Source organism: Frigidibacter albus (assembly GCF_009908165.1).
In the GTDB taxonomy this organism is placed as follows: Bacteria; Pseudomonadota; Alphaproteobacteria; order Rhodobacterales; family Rhodobacteraceae; genus Frigidibacter; species Frigidibacter albus.
In genome coordinates this window covers 195884-217746 of the sequence record NZ_JAAAUC010000006.1, presented here as the reverse complement: position 1 = coordinate 217746, position 21863 = coordinate 195884, and the positions used below count along the sequence as shown (strand labels likewise).

19 protein-coding genes are annotated in these 21863 nt (G+C 68.3%); 6 read left to right on the top strand and 13 right to left on the bottom strand.

Annotation, left to right across the window (positions count from 1 at the left end):
* Positions 1-63: 63 nt before the first annotated feature.
* Together moaB and GVY41_RS11370 are read right to left on the bottom strand one after the other, a co-directional pair.
* The gene (moaB, locus tag GVY41_RS11375) at positions 64-588 is read right to left on the bottom strand and encodes a molybdenum cofactor biosynthesis protein B (protein ID WP_161346513.1); all 525 of its coding nucleotides are present in this window, start codon (positions 586-588) and stop codon (positions 64-66) included.
* A complete protein-coding gene (locus GVY41_RS11370) occupies positions 585-1376 on the bottom strand; it encodes a uracil-DNA glycosylase (RefSeq protein ID WP_161346511.1) in 792 nt (263 codons plus the stop codon). The genes moaB and GVY41_RS11370 overlap by 4 nt, the downstream gene beginning before the upstream one ends.
* 114 nt (positions 1377-1490) lie before the next feature.
* Here GVY41_RS11370 and GVY41_RS11365 point away from each other — a divergent pair, with 114 nt between their 5' ends.
* The 3 genes from GVY41_RS11365 to plsY are packed head-to-tail and all read left to right on the top strand — an operon-like array spanning position 1491 to position 4361.
* Complete coding sequence (locus tag GVY41_RS11365) at positions 1491-2453, top strand: aspartate carbamoyltransferase catalytic subunit (RefSeq protein ID WP_161346509.1); 963 nt, start codon at positions 1491-1493, stop codon at positions 2451-2453.
* A gap of 10 nt (positions 2454-2463) precedes the next feature.
* Positions 2464-3753 (top strand): dihydroorotase, encoded by a 1290-nt coding sequence (pyrC, locus tag GVY41_RS11360; protein ID WP_161346507.1) that lies wholly within the window; start codon positions 2464-2466, stop codon positions 3751-3753.
* Positions 3753-4361, top strand: coding sequence for a glycerol-3-phosphate 1-O-acyltransferase PlsY (gene plsY, locus GVY41_RS11355; protein WP_161346639.1), 609 nt, complete (start codon positions 3753-3755; stop codon positions 4359-4361). The genes pyrC and plsY overlap by 1 nt, the downstream gene beginning before the upstream one ends.
* 12 nt (positions 4362-4373) lie before the next feature.
* Here plsY and GVY41_RS11350 read toward each other — a convergent pair whose 3' ends face one another.
* The 4 genes from GVY41_RS11350 to GVY41_RS11335 are packed head-to-tail and all read right to left on the bottom strand — an operon-like array spanning position 4374 to position 7871.
* Positions 4374-5720, bottom strand: a complete 1347-nt coding sequence (locus GVY41_RS11350; RefSeq protein ID WP_161346505.1) for a glutamate--cysteine ligase — start codon at positions 5718-5720, stop codon at positions 4374-4376.
* Positions 5721-5776: 56 nt separating this feature from the next.
* Entirely contained in the window at positions 5777-6295 is a 519-nt protein-coding gene (locus tag GVY41_RS11345) for a hypothetical protein (RefSeq protein WP_161346503.1), read from the bottom strand.
* Entirely contained in the window at positions 6292-7149 is an 858-nt protein-coding gene (locus GVY41_RS11340) for a GNAT family N-acetyltransferase (RefSeq protein ID WP_161346501.1), read from the bottom strand. Before GVY41_RS11340 ends, GVY41_RS11345 begins: the two co-directional genes overlap by 4 nt.
* Positions 7146-7871, bottom strand: a complete 726-nt coding sequence (locus tag GVY41_RS11335; protein ID WP_161346500.1) for a 16S rRNA (uracil(1498)-N(3))-methyltransferase — start codon at positions 7869-7871, stop codon at positions 7146-7148. The genes GVY41_RS11340 and GVY41_RS11335 overlap by 4 nt, the downstream gene beginning before the upstream one ends.
* 12 nt (positions 7872-7883) lie before the next feature.
* Between GVY41_RS11335 and ubiA the strand changes: the two genes are divergently transcribed.
* The 3 genes from ubiA (at position 7884) to pufQ (ending at position 11577) form a co-directional block, all read left to right on the top strand.
* Entirely contained in the window at positions 7884-8864 is a 981-nt protein-coding gene (gene ubiA, locus GVY41_RS11330; RefSeq protein WP_229726028.1) for a 4-hydroxybenzoate octaprenyltransferase, read from the top strand.
* Between the two features lie 61 nt (positions 8865-8925).
* The gene (locus GVY41_RS11325; protein ID WP_161346496.1) at positions 8926-11193 is read left to right on the top strand and encodes an OmpA family protein; all 2268 of its coding nucleotides are present in this window, start codon (positions 8926-8928) and stop codon (positions 11191-11193) included.
* Positions 11194-11199: 6 nt separating this feature from the next.
* Positions 11200-11577 carry a cytochrome PufQ gene (gene pufQ / locus GVY41_RS11320; protein WP_268234506.1) on the top strand — a complete coding sequence of 126 codons (378 nt, stop codon included), beginning with the start codon at positions 11200-11202 and terminating at the stop codon, positions 11575-11577.
* Between the two features lie 51 nt (positions 11578-11628).
* Here the strand turns inward: pufQ and GVY41_RS11315 are convergent, their stop codons facing one another.
* The 7 genes from GVY41_RS11315 to GVY41_RS11285 all read right to left on the bottom strand — a co-directional run bounded on the left by GVY41_RS11315 (position 11629) and on the right by GVY41_RS11285 (position 21857).
* Positions 11629-12027, bottom strand: coding sequence for a DUF2177 family protein (locus tag GVY41_RS11315; RefSeq protein WP_161346492.1), 399 nt, complete (start codon positions 12025-12027; stop codon positions 11629-11631).
* A 699-nt stretch (positions 12028-12726) separates the two neighbouring features.
* Positions 12727-13824, bottom strand: a complete 1098-nt coding sequence (locus tag GVY41_RS11310) for a flagellar basal body P-ring protein FlgI (protein WP_161346490.1) — start codon at positions 13822-13824, stop codon at positions 12727-12729.
* Positions 13824-14837, bottom strand: coding sequence for a flagellin (locus GVY41_RS11305; RefSeq protein WP_161346489.1), 1014 nt, complete (start codon positions 14835-14837; stop codon positions 13824-13826). The genes GVY41_RS11310 and GVY41_RS11305 overlap by 1 nt, the downstream gene beginning before the upstream one ends.
* A 3-nt stretch (positions 14838-14840) precedes the next feature.
* A complete protein-coding gene (gene flgK, locus GVY41_RS11300) occupies positions 14841-16295 on the bottom strand; it encodes a flagellar hook-associated protein FlgK (RefSeq protein ID WP_161346487.1) in 1455 nt (484 codons plus the stop codon).
* Between the two features lie 88 nt (positions 16296-16383).
* A complete protein-coding gene (locus GVY41_RS11295) occupies positions 16384-17691 on the bottom strand; it encodes a flagellar hook protein FlgE (RefSeq protein WP_161346485.1) in 1308 nt (435 codons plus the stop codon).
* Between the two features lie 83 nt (positions 17692-17774).
* Positions 17775-18626, bottom strand: coding sequence for a flagellar motor protein MotB (locus GVY41_RS11290; protein ID WP_161346483.1), 852 nt, complete (start codon positions 18624-18626; stop codon positions 17775-17777).
* A gap of 150 nt (positions 18627-18776) precedes the next feature.
* Complete coding sequence (locus tag GVY41_RS11285) at positions 18777-21857, bottom strand: efflux RND transporter permease subunit (protein ID WP_161346480.1); 3081 nt, start codon at positions 21855-21857, stop codon at positions 18777-18779.
* Between the last annotated feature and the right edge of the window lie 6 nt (positions 21858-21863).

Here is a 21863-nt window from a genome sequence, read left to right as displayed (position 1 = left end):
CAGTTCCGGTTTACATACGGTATATGTATGGGTTCTGCATGGTTTCCGCATAGCGGCCGGACCCTACTTCCGCCGCCGGTGCTCCTCCAGCCGCGGCAGGATCTCGACGAAGTTGCAGGGCATGTGCCGGTAGTCCAGCTGCAGGCTCAGGATCTCGTCCCAGGCATCCTTGCACGCCCCCGGGCTGCCCGGCAGCGCGAACAGATAGGTGCCCCCGGCCACCCCGCCACAAGCCCGGCTCTGCACGGCGCTGGTGCCGATTTTCTTCATGGAAACAAGGGTGAAGACGGTTCCGAACGCCTCGATCTCCTTCTCATAGACATCCCGGTGCGCCTCTACCGTCACGTCGCGCCCGGTCAGCCCGGTGCCCCCCGTGCTCAGGATCACGTCGATCCCCGGATCGGCGATCCATTCCCGCAGCTGCCCCGCGATCTGGTCGCGCTCATCGGGCAAGATGTGCCGCGCCGCCAGAATATGTCCTGCATCTTCAATGCGTTGGACCAGGGTATCGCCCGACCGGTCCTCGGCCAGCCCCCGCGTATCCGACACCGTCAGCACCGCAATCCGCACCGGAATGAACTCTCTCATGCCCCGCTCCTCAACCTTGCCTGCACCGCCAGCAAATCCGCCCAGGCCTCGCGTTTCGCCGCCGTGTTGCGCAGCAGATAGGCCGGGTGCGTCATAGGCATAGCCGCCTTGCCGAAGGCGCTAACCCATTGGCCACGCAGCTTCAAAATCCCCGCCCGCCCCAGCGCCGCGCTGCAGGGCGTGTTCCCCATCAGCACGATGATCTCCGGCTCCGCCAACGCCACATGTCGCTCCAGGAACGGCAGCATCATCGCTATCTCGTCGGCATCCGGGGTGCGGTTCGCCGGCGGCCGCCACGGCATAACGTTCGTGATATACAAGGACTTAGCCGGATCGTCGGCTCCCCGCGCCAGCCCGATCGCCGCAAACATCCGGTCCAGAAGCTGCCCCGCCCGCCCCACGAACGGCTTGCCCTCGATATCCTCATCCCGCCCCGGCGCCTCGCCGATCACCATCACCCGCGCGGCAGGATTTCCGTCTGAAAACACGAAGTTGCGGGCACCCTTCCGGATCTCGCAATGCTCGAACGCCGCCTGCGCCGCCGCCAGCTCCGCAAGGCTCTGCACCCCCTGAACCGCGCTGCGCGCCTCGGCCACGCAATCCACCTCGCCCACCGGATCAGGAAACGCCGCCCGCGCCACCACGGGCGCCGCCACAGGCTTCGGCGCCACTACCTCGGCATAGCGATCCACCGGCACATCGCCAATCGCCTCGGTCGCGCCAAGTTCCATCTGCCATTCCAGCATGGCCCGAAGCGTCAGGGAATCGAGGTGGGAAAGGTCTGGCATCAACATGGCCGCAAGCTAGGCGTCCCGGCCCCTCAGGTAAAGCGCCCGCGACCTTGCCGCGCGCCGAGGCTTTTGCGATAAGCGCCCAACCGATCCAGCCACAGGAACCCGCCCATGTCCTTTCGCGCGCGTCACCTTCTGGGCATCGAACATCTCGCCCCCGACGAGATCCGCACCATCCTTGACCTTGCAGATCAATATGTTGACCTGAACCGCCGCACCATCAAGCGCACCGATGCGCTGGCGGGGATGACGCAGATCAACATGTTCTTCGAGAATTCCACCCGCACCCAATCCAGCTTCGAACTTGCCGGCAAGCGCCTTGGCGCCGACGTCATGAACATGACCATGGCCCAGTCCAGCGTGAAGAAGGGCGAGACGCTGATCGACACCGCCCTGACCCTCAACGCCATGCACCCCGACCTGCTGGTGGTGCGGCACGGCGCGAGTGGAGCGGTCAACCTGCTGGCCTCCAAGGTAAACTGCGCGGTGCTGAACGCCGGTGACGGGCGGCACGAGCACCCCACGCAGGCGCTGCTCGACGCGCTCACCATCCGCCGCGCCAAGGGCCGGATCCATCGGCTGACTGTGGCGATCTGCGGCGACATCGCCCATAGCCGCGTCGCCCGCAGCAACCTGATCCTGCTGGGAAAAATGGAAAACCGCGTCCGCCTGATCGGCCCGCCCACGCTGATGCCCGCCGGCGTCGCCGAGTTCGGCTGCGAGGTCTATGACGACATGGCCGCCGGGCTGAAGGATGCCGATGTAGTGATGATGCTGCGCCTTCAGAAAGAGCGGATGGATGGCGGCTTCATCCCGTCCGAGCGCGAATATTTCCACCGCTTCGGGCTGGATGCCGAAAAGCTCGCCCATGCCAAGCCCGATGCCATCGTCATGCATCCGGGCCCGATGAACCGCGGCGTGGAAATCGACGGCACCATCGCCGACGACATCAACCGCAGCGTCATTCAGGAGCAGGTAGAGATGGGCGTGGCCGTCCGCATGGCCTGCATGGACCTTCTGGCCCGCAACCTGCGCGCCGAACGCGGCCGCGCGGCGCTTGGAACAATGGTATAGGGCTGGCAACATGACGATCTACCTTGAAAACGCCCGCCTGATCGACCCCGAGGCGGGCACGGAACGCCACGGCAACCTGATCCTCGATGGCGGGGTGATCGCACTGGTGGACGCACTCTCGGCCCCCAAGGGCGCGCGGATCATCGACTGCGGCGGCAAGTGCCTTGCCCCCGGCATCGTCGATATCGGCGTGAAGGTCGGCGAACCGGGCGAGCGGCACAAGGAAAGCTTCCGCTCTGCCGGCCTTGCCGCGGCCGCGGGCGGCGTCACCACCATGATCGTGCGGCCCGATACGACGCCTGCGCTCGACACGCCCGAGATGCTGGAATTCGTCACCCGCCGCGCCGCCAGCGCCAGCCCGGTGCGCATCCGCCACATGGCCGCGCTGACCAAGGGCCGCGCGGGCCGCGAGATGACCGAGATCGGCTTCCTGCTCGACGCGGGCGCCGTCGCCTTCACCGATTGCGACCATGTCGTCACCGATACCAAGGTGCTGTCCCGCGCCCTGACCTATGCCCGCAGCCTTGGGGCGCTGGTGATCGGCCATCCGCAAGACCCCGGCCTCTCGGCGGGTGCCGCCGTCACCACCGGCAAGTTCGCCAGCCTGCGCGGGTTGCCGGGTGTGTCGCCGATGGCGGAACCCATGTGCCTCGACCGGGATCTGGCGCTGGTCGAGATGACGGGGGTGCGCTGGCATGCCGACCAGATCACCTGCGCCCGCAGCCTGCCGGCGCTGGAACGGGCCAAGGCAAACGGGCTGGATGTGACCGCAGGCGTTTCCATCCATCACCTGACGCTGAATGACCTCGATGTCGGCGACTACCGCACGTTCTTCAAAGTCAAGCCGCCGCTGCGCGATGAGCAGGACCGGCTGGCGGTGGTGGAGGCGGTGGCGAGCGGGCTGATCGACATCATCAGCTCGATGCACACCCCGCAGGATGAGGAAAGCAAGCGCCTGCCCTATGAGGATGCCGCCAGTGGCGCGGTGGCGCTGCAGACGCTGCTGCCCGCGGCGATGCGCCTTTATCAGTCCGGCCATATCGACCTGCCGCAGCTGTTCCGCGCGCTGTCGCTGAACCCGGCCAAACGGCTCGGCCTGCCGCAGGGCCGTCTGGCCGAAGGGGCACCGGCCGATCTGGTACTGTTCGATCCCGATGCGCCCTTCGTGCTGGACCGTTTCACCCTGCGGTCGAAATCCAAGAACACCCCCTTTGACGGGCAGCGGATGGAGGGCAAGGTGCTGGCAACCTTCGTCGGCGGGCAGCAGGTCTTCGGGCCGGATCAGGGAGAAGCCGCATGATGCCGATCATCGAAACCGGAGCCGGGATGCTGCTGGCAACGGCGCTGCTCGCCTATCTTCTGGGCTCCATCCCCTTCGGCGTGCTGATCACCCGGATGATGGGCCTTGGCGACCTGCGCGCCATCGGCTCGGGCAATATCGGCGCCACCAACGTTCTGCGCACCGGCAACAAGGGCGCGGCGGCGGCGACGCTGGTGCTCGATGGCGGCAAGGGCGCGGCGGCGGTGTTGCTGGCGCGCTGGCTGGTCGGGCCGGATGCGGCGCAACTGGCGGGGCTCGCGGCCTTCCTGGGCCACCTCTACCCGGTCTGGCTGGGCTTCAAGGGCGGCAAGGGGGTGGCGACCTTCCTTGGCACCATGCTGGCACTGGCCTGGCCGGTGGGCGCGCTGTGCTGCGCCACCTGGCTGGTCGTGGCGATCGCCAGCCGCTATTCCTCGCTGTCGGCGCTGGTGGCGGCGGCAACCTCGGTGCTATGGATGCAGCTTACCGGCAACCACAGCATGATCCTGCTGGGGATGATCCTGACCGCGCTGGTCTATCTGCGCCACTGGGCCAACATCCAGCGCCTGCGCGCCGGAACCGAGCCGAAGATCGGCAAGAAGGGCTAGCGGCGCGCGGCGTTACAGCCGCGTCGCCTCATAGACATTGCCCAGATCGCCCTGCCATTCGCCATGGAAGGCGTCCAGCAGCCGATCCGCCGGCACCTTGCCGCTGGCCACGCTCTCGCGGAACGGGTCGAGCAGGACTTCTTCACCAAGCCCCCGCGCCGCCAGCCCGGCCGCCGAAATCTCCAGCACCCGGCCCGCCAGTTCCTGCAGCCGCACCCCGCCCGCCTCGCCCTGCAGTCCGTCGATGGAGGCCGCCTTGCGCAGCCCCTCGCGGGTCTCATGGGTCCAGCCCTTCACCAGATCGGTCGCCGCATCCAGCGCGCCCTGGTCATAGGTCAGCCCCACCCACAGCGCGGGCAGCGCCACCATCTGGTCGCGCGAGCCTGCATCGGCGCCGCGCATCTCGATGTATTTCTTCACCCGCGCCTCGGGGAACACCGTCGTCATGTGATCGGCCCAGTCCGACAGCGTCGGCACCTCACCGGGCAGCGCCGGCAGCTTGCCGTTCAGGAAGTCGCGGAACGACTGGCCAAGGGCGTTGATATATTGCCCGTCGCGGTAGACGAAATACATCGGCACATCGAGCACGTAATCCACCCACCGTTCATATCCCGCGCCATCCTCGAACATGAAGGGCAGCATCCCGGTGCGCGCGGCGTCAAGGTCCCGCCAGATCCGGCTGCGCCAGCTTTTATGCCCGTTCGGCTTGCCCTCGAGGAACGGCGAGGAAGCACATAGCGCCGTCGCCACCGGCTGCAGGGACAGCGCGACGCGCATCTTCTGCACCATGTCGGCTTCGGAGCTGAAATCGAGGTTCACCTGCACGGTGCAGGTCCGGTACATCATCTGGGTTCCCAGCGTGCCGACCCGGCCCATGTAATCGGTCATCAGCCGGTAGCGGCCCTTGGGCATCATCGGCATCTGCGCATGGGTCCACACCGGCGCGGCGCCAAGCCCGGCAAAACCCGCGCCCATCGGCCCGGCAATCTCGGCCACCTCGCGCAGATGGTCATCCAGCTCTGCCGCGGTCTGGTGCAGCGTTTCCAGCGGCGCGCCCGACAGCTCGAACTGCCCGCCCGGCTCCAGGCTGACATTGGCGCCATCACGGGTCAGGCCGATGATCTTGTCCTGCTCGAAGATGGGCGTCCAGCCAAAGCGGGCCTGCAACCCCTCCAGCATCGCGCGGATCGAGGCGGCACCCTCATAGGGCAGCGGCAGCAGATCGCCGGTGGTGAAGCCGAATTTTTCATGCTCGGTGCCGATGCGCCAATCCGCCTTCGGCTTCTCGCCGCTGGCGATATAGGCCGCCAGCTCGTCGAAATGCTCGATCGGGCCGCCGCCGCTTTGTGGAATGGACATGGGCCCCTCGTTCGTTCTTTTCGCGGAGCCAGAGGTGGAGCGCGGCGCGCGCCAAGTCAAGGCCGCGCGAGCGGGGTCATGCTGCGCCACAGCGGCGGCGCCAGGTCCGGCGGAACGGCATCCGCCTCCATCGCCGCCAAAAACCGGCCCATATCAACGCCCGGCAGCGCGGCGAAGGCATCATACAGCGCCTCCGCCCCCGCGGCATCCACCGGAATGATGAGGGCCTGCCCGTCGGCCTGCTTCAGCCGCCAGTGCCGCTGGCCCTGCACGGCGATCAGCCGGATCTCGGCCAGCTCGCGCAGCGACAGGAACCCGCCAGAGGCCGGGCCGAGATAGGCCACCTGCCCCTCGTCCAGCTCCACAATGCCCGGCGCGCCGACCTGCCGGGCAAAGCGCACCCGGCGGAAGGCGGATAGGCCAAGCCCCGTGCCAAGTGCCGCGAAGATCAGGCCGATCGGCCCCAGCAGCCAGCCGCCGCGCGTGGCCACCCAGATCCCCGCCAGCGCCACAGCGGCGGCGATCAGCGGTTCGCGCCAGCGGTGCAGGACGGCTGCAAGCTCGGGGCGGATCATGGCGCGGGCACCTCGGCGGGGGCTGCGAAAAACACCAATTGATAGCCCCCGATGCGCTGGAACCCGATCCCTTCATAGGCGCGCATCGCCGGCGGGCCGGAGGCAAAAAGGATCGCCTCGCCTGCCCCCGCCGCCCGCGCCTCGGCCAGATGCAGCGCCACCGCGTCGCGGGCATGGCCGCGCCCGCGCCGGGCGGGGGGCGTGAACACCCCGCCGACCTGCACGATCCCCGGCAGCACCGCGTTGAAGCTGGTCATCGCCACCGGCGTGCCCGCCTGCTCCAACACCCGCAGCCGGTCCTGCGCAGTCAGGGCCGAAACCTGCGCCGCCGCATCCGCCTCGGTCCGCGGGCCCTGAACGGCCCCCAGCGTCTCCACCAGATAGTCCGCGCGCCAGCCGGTCAGCAGCCCGGCATCGGCGGGCGTTGCCGGGCGCAACTGCAGGTCCGTCGCTCCCGGCACAAGCAGATCCGCCAGCGCCATCCGATACAGCGGTTCGGTCCGGTCCAGACTGCACGGCTCAGTCGCCAACCCAAGCGCCGCACGCAGCCGCGCCACCTGCGCCGCCTCGCCGTTCATGCCCGAAATGCGCTCGCCCGCCAAGGCTTGCCGGACCGGTGCCAGCGCCTCTACGCCCGGCACCTGCATCAGCAGCATCCCCTGCCGGGTCAGCGCCACCACGCCGGCCACTTCGCCCATATCCTCCAGCCACCAGAACCGCGCCGCATGGGCATGGCTGCCGCCCTCGGGGCCATGCGCGGCAAGATTCTGGCGCAGGAACATCGAGGTTTCGGGATGCCGCGCCAGAAATGCCTCCAGCGCCGGGGCATCGGCGGCGACCGCAACGCGGATCATCGCCAATCCCCCAGGGCGGCCTGCCACAGCGTGATCGCCGCCACCGCCGCGGTATCGGCGCGCAGGATGCGCGGGCCAAGCGACACCGGCCGCACGAAGGGCAGCGCCCGCAGCCGCGCCCGCTCGGCTTCGGAAAACCCGCCCTCCGGCCCGATCAGCACCGCCCAGGGGCCGGGGGCTTCCCCGGCCAGAGTCTCCGCCGCGCCCAGCAGCGATTCATCCGCCCACAGGATACGGCGCCCCGCATCCCATCCCGCCAGCACCCGCGCCAGCGGCGCCAGCTCGGCCACCTCGGGCACGAAGGTGCCGCCGCATTGCTCTGCCGCCTCCAGCGCATGGGCCTGCAGGCGGTCCTGACGTATGCGGTCGGCATTGGTGAAGTCTGTCTGCACTGGAAGGATCCGCGCGGCACCCAGCTCTGCCGCCTTCTCCACGATGAAATCGGTGCGGGCCTTCTTGATCGGCGCGAACAGCAGCCACAGGTCGGGCGGCATCCGCTGCGGCGCCGTCTGCGCCTCGCACGTCAGGGTGCCGCCCCGCTTGCCGGCCTCGGCCACGCGCGCCAGCCACTCGCCATCGCGCCCGTTGAACAGCAGCAGAGGCGCGCCAACGGCCAGCCGCATCACCCCGAACAGGTAATGCGCCTGCGCCTCGGTCAGGGGAAGCGATTGCCCCTGACCAAGCGGGTGGTCTACACAAAGCCTGATCTTCGCTGCTGCCATGAGGCCGAACCTATGACCGCGCCCCCCGGAATGCCAGAGCCAGAAACTGCCCCGCCGACAGGGCAGGTCGCCGACGCCGTGCGCGGCAACTGGGTGGACCATACCGCGCCCGCCTGGTCGCGCCCCTGGTTGCGGCTGTCGCGCGCCGACCGCCCGGTGGGCACCTGGCTGCTGCTGATCCCCTGCTGGTGGGGCCTTGCGCTGGCTGCCGCCGCCGACGCGCCGCGCTGGTCCGACCTGTGGATCGCGCTGGCCTGCGCCATGGGGGCCTTCCTGATGCGCGGCGCGGGCTGCACCTGGAACGACATCACCGACCGGCATATCGACGCGGCGGTGGCGCGCACCCGGTCCCGCCCGATCCCCTCCGGTCAGGTCACCGCCAAGGGGGCCGCCGTCTGGATGGCGGCGCAGGCGCTGGTCGCCGCCGCCATCCTCTTCACCTTCAACGGTTTCGCCATCGCCCTTGGCATCGCCGCGCTGATCCCGGTGGCGATCTACCCCTTCGCCAAGCGCTTCACATGGTGGCCGCAGGTCTTCCTGGGCCTCGCCTTCAACTGGGGCGCACTGCTGGGATGGGCGGCGCATGCCGGCAGCCTGTCCTGGCCGCCGGTGCTTCTATACGTCGCAGGCATCGCCTGGACGCTGTTCTACGACACCATCTATGCCCATCAGGACAAGGAGGATGACGCGCTGATCGGCGTGAAATCCACCGCGCGCCTGTTCGGCACCCATACCCCGCGCTGGCTGGCGCTGTTCATGGTGCTGACGGTATCGCTGATCGGGCTGGCGGTGCTGATCGCCCTGCTGCCACAGGCCGGGCCGCTGGCGCTGCTGCTGGGGCTGGCCGCCGCCTGGGCAATGGGCTGGCACCTGCTGTGGCAGATGCGGCGGCTGGATATCGACGACCCCGCCCGCTGCCTGCATCTCTTCCGATCGAACCGTGATGCCGGGCTGATCACTACGCTGTTTCTTGCCGCTGCCGCCCTGGTCTGATTGACTCCCCCCGGCCTGCCCTTATGCAAGGCCCATCCTGCAACAGACAAAGGCCGCCCGAATGCGTCTTGCCCCGAAACTCCTCGGCATCCAGTCCATCGGCCTCATCGCCTTCGGCCTGGCTGCGCTGTTGTCCTTCATGGCCGCCACCTGGGCGGCCTCGGCCATCGAGGATGTTTCGGCCACCACCGTCCGCCGCGCCCTGACCGAGGAGGGCCATTCCTGGGCCGGGGTCCATGCCGACGGGCTCAGCATCACCCTGACCGGCGAGGCCCCGACCGAGGCGACGCGCTTCCGCGCCCTTGGTGCCGCAGGCTCGGTGGTCGATGCCGGAAGGGTGATCGACGCGATGACGGTGCCCGACCCCGCCGCGATCAAGGCGCCCGACTTTTCGGTCGAGGTGCTGCGCAACGATGACGGCATCTCGCTGATCGGGCTCGTCCCCGCCTCGGAAGGCCGTGACGACATCGTCACCCGCATCACCTCGCTCGCCCGCGGCGGCACCGTCACCGACATGCTGGAAACCGCCAGCCACCCCGCGCCCGACGGCTGGGACGATGCGCTGGACTTCGGCCTCGATGCGCTGGCCGACCTGCCGCGCTCGAAGATCTCCATCGGCGCGGCGCGGGTGGCGATCACCGCCATCACCGACAGCGCCGACCAGAAGGCAAGGCTGGAGGCTGCGCTGCGCCGCGACGTGCCCGCCGGCCTTATCCTGACGCTGGATATATCCGCCCCGCGCCCCGTGATCACCCCCTTCACCCTGCGCTTCCTGATCGACGAGGAAGGCCCGCGCTTCGATGCGTGCTCTGCCGATACCGAGAAGGCCCGTGGCCGGATCCTTGCCGCGGCCCGCGCCGCCGGGGCCGCCGCCGGCGATTGCACCATCGGCATGGGCGTCCCCTCGCCTGCCTGGGCCGAAGCCTCGGAGGCCGCCATCGCCGCGATGGCCGAACTCGGCGCCGGGTCGGTCACGCTGTCCGATGCCGATGTCTCGCTGATCGCCGCCGACAGCGTGAGCCAGGCCGATTTCGACCATGTGGTGGGCGAGCTCGACACCGCCCTGCCCGAGGTGTTCTCGCTGACCGCGGTGCTGACCCCCAAGCCCGAGGCGACCGCCAACCAGGGCCCGCCCGAGTTCACCGCGACCCTGTCGGCCGAAGGCCGGGTTCAGGTCCGGGGCCGCCTGCCCGATGCGCTGACCCGCAGCGCGGTGGAAAACTTCGCCCGCGCCCGGTTCAGCATCGGCAATGTCTATATCGCCACCCGCATAGACCCGGCCCTGCCCGAGGGCTGGCCGGTGCGCGCCCTCGCCGCGCTGGAGGCGCTCGACGCGCTGGCCGAGGGAAATGTGCTGGTGCGCCCCGATCTGGTGCGCGTGCAAGGCGTGACCGGCAATACCAATACCGCCGCCGAGATTGCGCGGCTGCTCTCGGCAAAGCTGGGCGAGGGGCAGGAATTCGACATCCGCGTGCGCTATGAGCCCAAGCTCGACCCGGTTCTGGCCCTGCCCACTGCCGAGGAGTGCATTGCCGAAATCGCCGCCGTGCTCGACGGGGGCGCAATCGCCTTCGAACCCGGCTCGGCCACGCTCTCGCCTTCCGCCCGGCCGCTGCTGGACCAGATCGCCGAGGCGCTGAAGGACTGCGCCGACTACCCGATCGAGGTTGCCGGGCATACCGACAGCCAGGGCGGCGACGAGATGAACCTTGCCCTCTCTGAAGACCGGGCAGAGGCCGTCGTCGCCTCGCTGATGGAACGGCGGATCCTGACCGGCAACCTGCGCCCCACCGGCTATGGCGAAAGCCGTCCGGTCGCCGACAATGGCACCGAGGAAGGCCGCGAGGCGAACCGGCGGATCGAGTTCACCCTGCTGGGGGGTGACACGGACCCCGGAATGCCCGCCGACGCGCCGCTGGCAGAGGGTGCCGAAATCCCCGATGCCGCAGAGCTTGCTGCGGCCCCCGAGGCGGGCCGGCCGGAACCTCGCCCCGAAGACGCGGTGGCGGAGGAGGCCGGAAGTGGAGACGAGGGCAGCGGCGATGAGGAGCCTGCGGCGGCAACCGCAGAGGTCGTCTCGGAACCAGTGACCCCGGCAGCCCCCCCCGCGGCAGAGACGGCAGCTGACGCCGCACCTGAACCCGCCGCCGAGGCGCAGCTTGCCGCTGGCGCCGAGGGCGCAGCGGCCGTCGGCTCCGCGGACGCGGTCCCTGAGGTCGCCCCTGTCGAGGTGCAGACCCCCGGCGACGACACCATCAAGCCTCCGGTTCGACCGGCGGCCATTGAAGCGCGCGCAGCCGAGGCGGCCGGGGGCGACACGGCAGACTAGGACGGGATCCAACCCGCCAGACGAACACACACACGGGACAGGCGACGGGGACATGACATGAACAGAACCGAATTCATCATCGCCACGGCGATCATTCTCTTTGTCGCCTTCGGCCTGGGGTGGTTTGCCTCCTGGCTGCTGCACCGCCTGACCCGCGTCACCCAGGCCGAGATGGGTGAGCTGGACCAGATGGCCCAGGCCCTGCACGAGGCAGAGGAAACCCGCGACCAGGCGCTGGCCTATCTTGAACAGCGCGAACAGGAACTGGTCAGCCAGCTGAACCAGACCGAGGCCGAACTGCGCGCCGCCATGGAAGGCCTGCGCGACGCACGGCAGGAAGCCGAAGAACTGCGCAGCTACATCGAACGGGTGAACCGCGGCTGAGGGGGACGCGCGCGGCGCCGTCTCGGCACCCGGGTCAATGCTCCGGACCGCTCAGCGCAGCGCCGAGGCGATCATCACCCCGCCCCAGGCCGACACCGCCGTCAGCACCGTGCCCCAGGCCAGATCGGTCGCCACCATCACCGGATGCCAACCCTTCAGCGTGGCATAGTTGGTGAACTCGTAGGTGCCATAGGCCATTGCGCCGATCAGCGCGCCGGTGCCAAGCGCCTGCAGCGGCGCGCCCGCCCGCAGCGCCGGCAGCGACACCAGCCAGACCACGCCCGCAACATAGGCGAGGTAGAACGCCGCCGCCGCCCCCAGCCGCAGATCGGGGAGCAGCATCTCGCCGATATGCCGCTCGAACAGCGGGCGGATCACCCGGGTCAGCATCAGCGCATCCAGCGCAAGGAAGATGGCGGCGGTCGAGAGGTAGAGAATGGCGATCTGCATGAAGGGCTCCGCTGTTGCTTGCCCTCAGATAGCGCCGCAGTGGGCGCAGACCAGTGCGGCGGGGCGCGACGCGGAAGGACTGGCTCGCGCCTGCACCCGACCATCGCCGCTGCCAGTTTGCGAAGGATGCCGTTCTGCCCGCAACCGCGCCAGAGGAAGCGGTTCAGGCACCTGTCTTGCGCGATAGGCTGAGATGGCATCCGATGGCCACCAGACTGGCAGGATTCGCCCGGGCGCCACCGCCGCGACAGACGCGCAGACGCGCCCGCACGCCAGGCCAGACCGCCCGCCGATCGAGCCAGCCTTGCTACCAGCTGGGGAGAAGAAGGAGCGCCTGCCTGCACCGGCTTCGCTGCAACCCCTCTGCCCCGCACCGCGCGCTCTGCACAAGCTGCACCGCCAACTCCCCCAGCGACCGGCCGCCGAGCGCCGGCCACGCACCCCGCTGCACTGCCTGGGCGCATCGCGTCACACCGGCTTGCGCAGAGCCTCCCGCGACCACCCGGCCGCGCTACACCGCATTGACGGGCGGGTCTGCGGAAACTTGTTTCCTTGCCTTGCCCCCCGCCCCAGAAACACCGGCCCCGAACGACAGGCGCTGAACCTCCCGCCCGCGCCCAAGCGGCGGCTGACCCGGACCTCCGCTGGCGCGTCTGGGCGGAACTCAGCCTGACAGTCCGGCCCGCCTTCACAGTCCCCTCAATGCACCAGAAACTCCGCATGCAGCGCGCCCGCCGCGTTGATGCTCTTGAGGATGTCGATCATGTCACGCGGGCTGACGCCAAGCGCGTTCAGCCCCGCCACCACCTCCGACAGGTTGCTGCCGCCCGTCACCTCGGCCATGCCGATCCCCGGCTCTTCGATGATCTCGGCCTCGGTCCGCGGCACCACCACCGTCTCGCCTTCCGAGAAGGGGTTCGGCTGCACCACCAGCGGCGCCTCCTCGATCCGCAGCGTCAGGTTGCCCTGGCTGACGGCAACCCGGCTGATCCGCACATCGGCGCCCATCACGATGGTGCCCGATCGCTGGTCGACGACCACCCGCGCCCGCCCCTCCGGCTCCACCGTCAGGTTCTCCACGCGCGAGAGCACATGGGCGGGCGAGGCCATCCGCGTCGCCGCAATATCCAGCGCTACCGTCCCCGAATCGGTCATCACCGCCACGTTGCGCCCGAATTCGCGGTTGATCACGGTCTCGATCCGGGCGGCAGTGGTAAAATCCGGGCTGCGCAGCGCCAGCCGCAGCGCGTTGAGCCCGGCAAAGTCGAAGTCCAGCTCCCGCTCCACCCGCGCGCCGGAAGGAATGGAGCCAGAGGTCGGCACCCCCTGCACCACCTGCGCCCCCGCCCCTCCGGCGGCGGCGCCGCCGGCAATGATCGTGCCCTGCGCCACCGCATAGATCTGCCCGTCGGCGGCGTTCAGCGGGGTCATCACCAGCGTGCCGCCCAGCAGGCTTTTGGCATCGCCGATGGCCGACACCGTCACGTCGATCCGCCCGCCGGCCCGTGCGAAGGGCGGCAGTGCCGCCGTCACCAGCACTGCGGCCACGTTCTTGGGCCGGAACTCCTCGCCCGAGACATTGACCCCCAGCCGCTCAAGGATATTGGCCATGATCTCTTCGGTGAAAGGCGCGTTGCGGATCCCGTCGCCGCTGCCGTTGAGGCCCACGACCAGCCCGTAGCCCACCAGATCGTTGCCGCGCACCCCGTCGAACTCGACCAGATCCTTGATGCGGATCGGCGCCGCCCCCAAGGCCGAGGGCAGCAGGCACAAGAGCAGCAAGGTCAACCTCAGCATCACAGGTAATCCGCCAATGACAGCTGCGCGACCCGCGCAGTCAGGGTGTAGAGCGTTTCCAGCTGGCTCTGCACCGCCTCCAGCTCGGCGGCCGACTCATAGGGGTCGGCGCCGATCAGCGTGTTGCGGGCGATCTTCAGCGCCGCCACCTCGGCCGAGTTGCGGGTCGCGGCCTCGTCGATCCGCGCCTCGGTGGTGCCAAGCTCGGCCCGCAGGGCAGTCAGCCCCGGTTCGGCATTCAGGATCCAGGTGCCGGCGCGCTCCGCGATCTGGCCCCGCGCCAGCGTATCGCCGCCCAGCAAACCATCATCCAGCAGCGCCGCCAGCGCCACACCCGCCAGCGCAGCCCGCAGCCGCGGATCGGCCGCGGTCAACGCCAGTTCGGCGCTGTCCCCCTCCCCCAGCAGGAACGGCGACAGCCCGGCAGCCGCACCCTGATAGGCCACGTCCAGAAACCCGCCGCCCCCCGCCGGCGCGTCAAACCAGTCGGCTACCGCATCGGCGATGTCACTGACCGTGCTCGCACCCGCCACCGCCCCCTGCAGTGCCGACAGGATCGTCCCGGCCCCCGCCAGCGGCGGCGTGTCGGTCGCAGCCCCCGACAGCGCATAGCGATCCGCCACCCGCAGGTTCAGGGCGCCGACCATCGCACCCAGTTTCTGCCGCGCGGTGTAGGCCAGCGTATCCACCTGCACCGGATTGGCCGTGGTCGCCGCCGCCAGCAGCGGCACGCCAAGCCCCGCGCCCATCTCGGCCACCTGGCCAAGCGCCGTCTGCAAGGTGCCGGTGAACAGCGCCGCCTCGCCCGTCGAGAGCTTGTAGGCCTCCAGCGTGCGCAGCCCGCGTTCGATCCCCGACAGCGCCGCGAAATCGCCCGAGACCGCCGCGCCCACATCCTGCCTCACACCCGAGATCACCTCGGAGGACAGCCGGGTCAGATGCTCCTTGAGCTGCTGGTTCTGCTGGCGCATCTGCAGGCCCATGGCGAGATCTCCGATCGAGGTAAAGTTCATCGCCTACATCCCTATGATCTGCTGGATCATCTCGTCGAGCGCCGAGATTACCCGCGCGTTGGCGGCGTAGGATTGCTCGACCATCAGCAGGTTCTGCAGCTCCGCATCGGTATCGACCCCGTCCGAGGCCAGCGCGATGGCCAGCGTCTGCTGCTTGGCGCCGGCAAAGGCGCTGCTGTCATCGGCGCTTTGCCTTGCGCCCGAGACCTGCGACAGCAGGTCCGCCGCCAGACCCGAGGCAGAGCGCGCCGCGCCCAGAAAGCTGCCCGAGGCCGGAACCTGCGGTGCGGCCAGGGCGTCTGCCAACGCCTGCAAGATCGCGGCGCTGCCGACATCGCCGGGGGAGGTGGCCCCCAGGCCGGCGCGCAGCCGCCACAGCGCGCCGCCCTGGCCCGGATCGGTCAGCGCGTTCACAGAGAGGCGTGCCGCCAACCCTTCCTCGTTGAGTGGATCGAGGGCGGCGCCGGCATCGGTGAACAGGCCCGGCGCACCCGGCGCCAGCGTCGGATCCACTCCCGGCGCCGCAAAGCGGCCGATCAGGTCGCGGGCCACCGCATCCAGCTGCGATTGCGCAGAGACCGCCAGCTCGTCCCGCACCGCGAACAGCGCCGTCAGCGTGCCGCCGCCCAGGATGCCATTCTCGGCGCTGCGGATCGGCTGGTCATTCAGCGTCAGCCCCGACAGCGCGCCCGAGGCTTGGGTCATGTCCGGCGTGATGATCCCCACCGCGGTGAAGCCGATCGTGACCGGATTGCCCTCCAGCAGCACCGCGCCGCCGGTGGAGTAGAGCGAGATCTGGTCATTGTCGCGCATCACCTCGCGCACCGGCACGATGGCAGACACCCGGTCCACCAGAAGCTGGCGCTGGTCCATCAGCGCGGTCGCGTCGCTGCCGGAACTGCGCTGCGCGAGGATGGTGGCATTCAGCCTGTCGATCCGCACCAGCGCGTCATTCAGCGCGGTGACCTGCGCCGCGATCTCCTGATCGGCCGCCATCCGCATCGCCTGCACATCGTCCGAGACGGCGTGGAGATGCCCGGCAAGACCCTTGGCGCTGGCCAGAACGTCCTGCAGCCGCGCCTCGCTGTCCGGCCGGCTGGCGGCGGCGATCAGCGCCGATTCCAGATCGTTCATCCGCGCCGTGAGCGATCCCGGCTGGTCCGAGGTGCCGATCGACTGCTCAAGATCCGTATGGAACTTCTGGCGCAGCGCGGCATTGCCCGCGGCGGCATCGGCCAGCCGGCGGTCGGCAAGGATGGTGCGGTTCTGCACCCGCGCCACACCGTCGACTTTCACCCCCGCACCTTCACCGCCAAGGCTGCGGGTCGACAGGCCAAGCTCGCGCCGTGCATAGCCTTCGGTCAGCGCGTTCGCCACGTTGTTCGACACGACCTCGGCCGCGCGGGCGCTGGCGGTCAGCCCAGACAGGGCGTTCGACAGCGCGCTGGAAATGCTCATGCCCGTCCTCCGCCCGCGTTCCGGGTGCCCGCCGCGTTCCGCCTGCAAGTGTCCACCGCGGCCTTCTGGCGCGGCTCAGTGTTCACGATCAGCGTTTGATGTTCGTCGTCTCCTGCAGCATCTCGTCCACCGTCTGGATCACCTTGGCGTTCGAGGAATAGGCCCGCTGGGTCTGGATCAGCGAGGTCAGCTCCCCGGCCACATCGGTGGTCGATCCCTCGCGCGCATAGCCGACCACGGCGCCGGTGGGCCCGTCCCCCGCATCCCACAAGAAGAACGACCCCGAATCGGGCGAGACCTGGAAGGTCTGGTTGTTCATCACCGTCAGCCCGTTCGGATTGGGCACATCGACCAGCGGGATCTGATAGATCCGCCTGGTGAATCCGGTGTCATAGGTGGCGGTGATATAGCCGTTCTCGTCGATCTCGACCGCGGTGAGGTTGCCCACTGGCGAGCCATCCTTGGTGATCGAGGTCGGGGCGAAACTGTCAGAGAGCTGGGTCAGCCCGTTGACATCACCGATCTTGCCGATGGTCATCACCAGCGGGCCGCCCGCCACCGTCAGCGCCAGGGTGCCCTCCACGCTGTCATAGGCGCCGCCCGACACCACCGCCACAGAGGCCAGCGTGCCGCCCGATCCGCGGCTGTCATCGAAGGTCAGGGTATATTCCCCGATCACCGCCCCGGCCTGCGCCGAATCGCGGATCACCATCGTCCATTCGTTCGAGGAGCCCGTGGCTGGAACCGTCGGCGTGAAGGAGATATCCAGCGTCTCCGAGGTGCCGAGGTTGCCGAAATACTCCACCGACAGCGGCAGCGCATCGCCGCTGGATCCGGTTTCGGTTTCGGTCGCGGGCAGGTTGACGCCCAGGTTCATCTCGGTCGTCGGGTCGCCCGCGGTCTGGTTGGCGTTGATCACCACCGGCTGCAACCCCGCCAGCGTATCGCGCGGAAAGGTCGAGATCGTGCCATCGGCATTGGCCGGCCAGCCCAGAAGGACCAGTCCGGAATTGGTCTTCAGCACCCCGTCCGCGTCGGTGTGGAATGACCCTGTCGAGGTCATCATCATCGGCTTGTCGCCCGTGGTGGCGTTCAGCGACACTTCGGTGGTCACCGGCAGCATCCCGCGGCCCGAAATGGCGATATCAAGCGCGTTGGAGGTCGAGACGAGCGCGCCCTGCTGGTCGATCAGGCGCGAGGTGGTCGCCCGCACCCCGCCCGCCGAATAGGTGCCAGAGCCGGAGGTGCTGGTGATCACCAGGCTTTCGAAATCGGCCTCGGCGCGCTTGTAGCCGAAGGTGCTGGAATTGGCGATGTTGTCGGAAATGGTCGCAAGCCGGGTGGCATTGGCCGCAAGGCCGGCCACGCCGGAATTCAGCGAGGAGGAGATGGACATGCGGGTTAGCGCCTTTCTGCTGCTGCGTCCCTCGATCGGACACACCCTGCCGCACTGGCGCTTAACATCCCGCTAACGCCGCCCTAGACCCGGTTCGAGCGCAGCAAGATCACCTCCACCCGGTTGTTGCGCACCGCCATCGGGTTGCGCACCGCCGGAATCCGGTCGGCAAAGCCCGTCACCCGCTGCACCCGCCGCGGCTCGAATCCCGCCTCCTCGATCAGGATGCGCAGCGCCTGCGCCCGGGCGGTGGACAGGTCCCAGGACGGGTCCTTGCGCAAAACCTCGGGCGGCGCGCTGATATGGCCCTGCGCCGCCACCTCGTTGTCGACCAGCCCGAACACCCGCGAGATCATCCCGGCAAGCTCGCGCGTCACAGGCATCGGATCGGCGGTGCCTTCCGCGAACAGCGGCGCGTCCTCCAGATCGAAAAACTCCACGATCAGGCCCTCGTCGGTCAGGCGGGTCACGATGTGGCGCGCAAGGTTTTCTGTCACCATGCTTTCGCCGCCAAAGCCCTTCAGCATCGACTCCATGCGCGCCATGTCGCGCGCCTCGGCCTCCGCCGCCCGCTCGTCCTGCACCGTGGTGCCGGTCCGGCCCACCGCCTGCCGCTCCTCGGTGGGCTTGAAGCCCGACGCGCCAGTGCCGTTCTGCGCGATCTCCTCTTCCGAGAACACGCTATCGCCGCCAAAGGCACCCTCGCCGCCGCCAGAAATCCGGTTGATCGGAATCGTCGGATTGAAGTAATCCGCGATGCCCTTGCGTTGCTTTTCCGTCGTCGCATTCAGCAGCCACATCAACAGGAAGAACGCCATCATCGCGGTCACGAAGTCGGCGTAAGCCACCTTCCACGCGCCGCCGTGGTGGCCCCCGCCAACCACGACCTTCTTCCGTTTGATGATGACTGGTGCCGCGTTTTTAACCGCGCCCATCCCACCACCCACATATTCACCCGTGGTAAGGGATAGCAGCGCCCGCTTACCCGCGCCTTAACCGCCGCAATTGCGCCTATTCGGCTGGCCCGAAACGCAAAACCGCCGCGCACCCGGCAGGGCACGCGGCGGTTCCGCAGATAGTCCGGCTCAGGCGCGGCCTTGCGCTTCGGCCTCGTGCTGCAGCTTCTCCAGCGCGAAGGCCCCGTCAGAGCGCGAGATCAGCGTGTAGAACATCGGCACCACGAACAGCGTGAACATCGTGCCAAGGATCAGGCCCGAGAAGATCACGATCCCCATCGCCTGCCGCGCCGCAGCCCCGGCGCCCTCGGCGATGATCAGCGGCACCACAGCCAGCGCCATGGCGGCCGTCGTCATCAGGATCGGGCGCAGACGCACCTTGGCCGCAGCGATGATCGCCTGCCGCTTGGTCAGCCCGTGCTGCTCGCGCTGCTGGTTGGCGAACTCCACCAGCAAGATCCCGTGTTTGGTGATCAAGCCGATCAGCGTGATCAGACCCACCTGCGTGTAGATGTTCAGCGTGCCAAGCCCGAGGTTCAGCGGCAGGATCGCGCCAAAGATCGACAGCGGCACCGACATCAGGATGATGAACGGGTCGCGGAAGCTTTCGAACTGCGCCGCCAGCACCAGATAGATCACCACCAGCGCCGCCGCGAAGGCGATGACGATGGTGTTGCCCTGCGAAACCTCCAGCCGCGACTGGCCGGAATAGTCGATGAAGAACCCGTCCGGCATCAGCTCCTCGGCCGCCGCCACCACCTCGGCCAGCCCCTCGCCGGTCGAGATCCCCGGCAGCGGCAATGCGGTGATCGTGGCAGAGTTGAGCTGGTTGAACTGTTCGATGGATGCAGCCGTCACCCCGGTCGAGATCGTCACCACCGAGGACAGCGGCACCATCGCGCCATCGGCCGCCCGCACGAAGAACTTGCCAAGGCTGTCCGGGTTCTCGCGGTATTCGCGCGGCACCTGCGTGATGATGTCATAGCTGTTGGAATCGCGGTCGAACTGCGAGATCGCGCCGCCCCCGACCAGCAGCCCCAGCGTCGAGCCGATTTCCGACACCGGCACATTCAGGCTCGCCGCCCGCTCACGGTCGATCGTCACCGTCACCTGCGGCGCATCGAAGGCCAGCGAGTTCTGCACGACGATGAACTTGCCGCTGGCCTGCGCCTTGTTCTTGATCTCTTCGGCAACTTCAACCACCCGCTCGGGCGCATGGATCGACTGGATCACCATCGAGATCGGCAGCCCGCCTCCGGTGCCCGGCAGCGTCGGCGGCGCAAAGACGAAGCCCTGGATCCCGGCAACCCCGTCAAGCTTGCCCTGGATCTCGGCCTGCACCTCGGCCTGGCTGCGGTCACGGTCGGCCCAGTCATCCAGCACCCAGATGTAGATGCCCGAATTGGTCTGCCCGCCGAAGCCCGCAATCGAGAACTCGGTGTTCACCTCGGGGATCTCCGATGTCAGCCCGGAAATCTGATCGGTATAGAGCGAGGTGTAGTCCTTGGTCGCGTAGCGCGGCCCGCTGAGGAAGGCGAACATCGCACCCTGATCCTCTTCGGGCGCCAGCTCGCTCGAGGTCTTGGTGAACATGAACCCGGTCACGCCTACCAGCGCCAGCACCATCAGCATCGTCACCGGCCGGTAATTGAGCGAGGACGACACCCGCCGCTCATACCAGTTCGCCAGCCGGTCCGAAGACCCGTCCACGATCCGCTGGAACTTGCTGGTCTGCCCGTGCTTCAGCAGCCGCGCCGCCATCATCGGCGTGATCGTCAGCGCGATGATCCCCGACAGGATCACCGACCCGGCCAGCGTGAAGGCAAACTCGGTGAACAGCGCCCCGGTCAAGCCGCCGGTAAAGGCCAGCGGTGCCAGAACGGCGGCCAGCGTGATCGTCATGGCGATGACCGGGCCGGTGATCTCCTCCATACCCTTGATGGCGGCGCGCTTCGGAGTCATGCCATCCTCGATATGCCGGTGGATGTTCTCCACCACGACGATGGCGTCATCCACCACCAGGCCGATGGCCAGCACCATCGCCAGCAGCGACAGAAGGTTGATCGAGTAGCCAAGCGCCAGCAGCACCATACCCACCCCGATCAGCGACAGCGGGATGGTGACAATCGGCATCAGCACCGACCGGAACGAGCCCAGGAACAGCAAGATCACCACCACCACGATGGCAACCGCCTCGGCGATGGTCTTGAATACTTCCTTGATCGAGGCGCTGATCGTCTCGGTGGAATCATAGACCAGCTCGATGGTCATGCCCTCGGGCAGCGCATCGTTGATCGCCGGCAGCTCGTCGATCACGGCCGCGGCGGTGTCCAGCGGGTTGGCGGCAGGAGTCGGGAACAGGCCGATGAAGGTGCCCGACTGGCCGTTGAAGGTGACGATCTCGGCCCCGTCCTCGGATGCCAGCTCGATCTCGGCCACATCGCGCAGCCGCACCACATTGTCGCCGCTGCCCGACAGCGGCAGCGCGCCAAAGGCTTCGGGCGTCTGCAGCGTGGACCGCAACGTGATCGCATGGGCGAAGAATTCATTCTCGGTCTTGCCCGGCGCCGCCAGGAAGTTCGACGCCTGGATCGCCTGCGCCACCTCCGCCGCCGTCACGCCCCGCGCGGCCAGCTTCAAGGGATCGATCCAGACCCGCATCGCATAGTTCGCCGCGCCGATCACCTGGATCTCGGCCACGCCCTCGATAGTGGACATCCGCGGCCGGATCACCCGTTCCAGATACTCGGTCAGTTGCTCGGCGGTCATGTTGGGGTTGATCGCCGCCAGATACATCAGCGCGAACTGATCGCCGGTGCCCTTCACGATGATCGGGTCCTCGGCATCCGCAGGCAGCTGCCCGCGCACCGATTGCACCTTCGACAGCACGTCGGTCAGCGCCACATCCGGGTCCGCCCCCAGCTGCATGCTCACCGACACGACCGAGGCCGAGGGGGTGGACTGGCTGCTGACATAGTCGATGTTCTCGGTCGTCGCCACGGCGGCCGCGATCGGCGCCGTCACGAAGCCCTGGATCAGGTCGGATGAGGCACCGGGATAGACCGTGGTGATGGTCACCACCGTCTCCTCGACCTCGGGATATTGCCGCACCGGCAGGTTCAGCAGCCCTTGGGCGCCAAGCAGCAGGATGAAGGCGGCCAGCACCGTCGACAGCACGGGCCGCCGGATGAAGATTTCGGAAAAGTTCACCGCTCT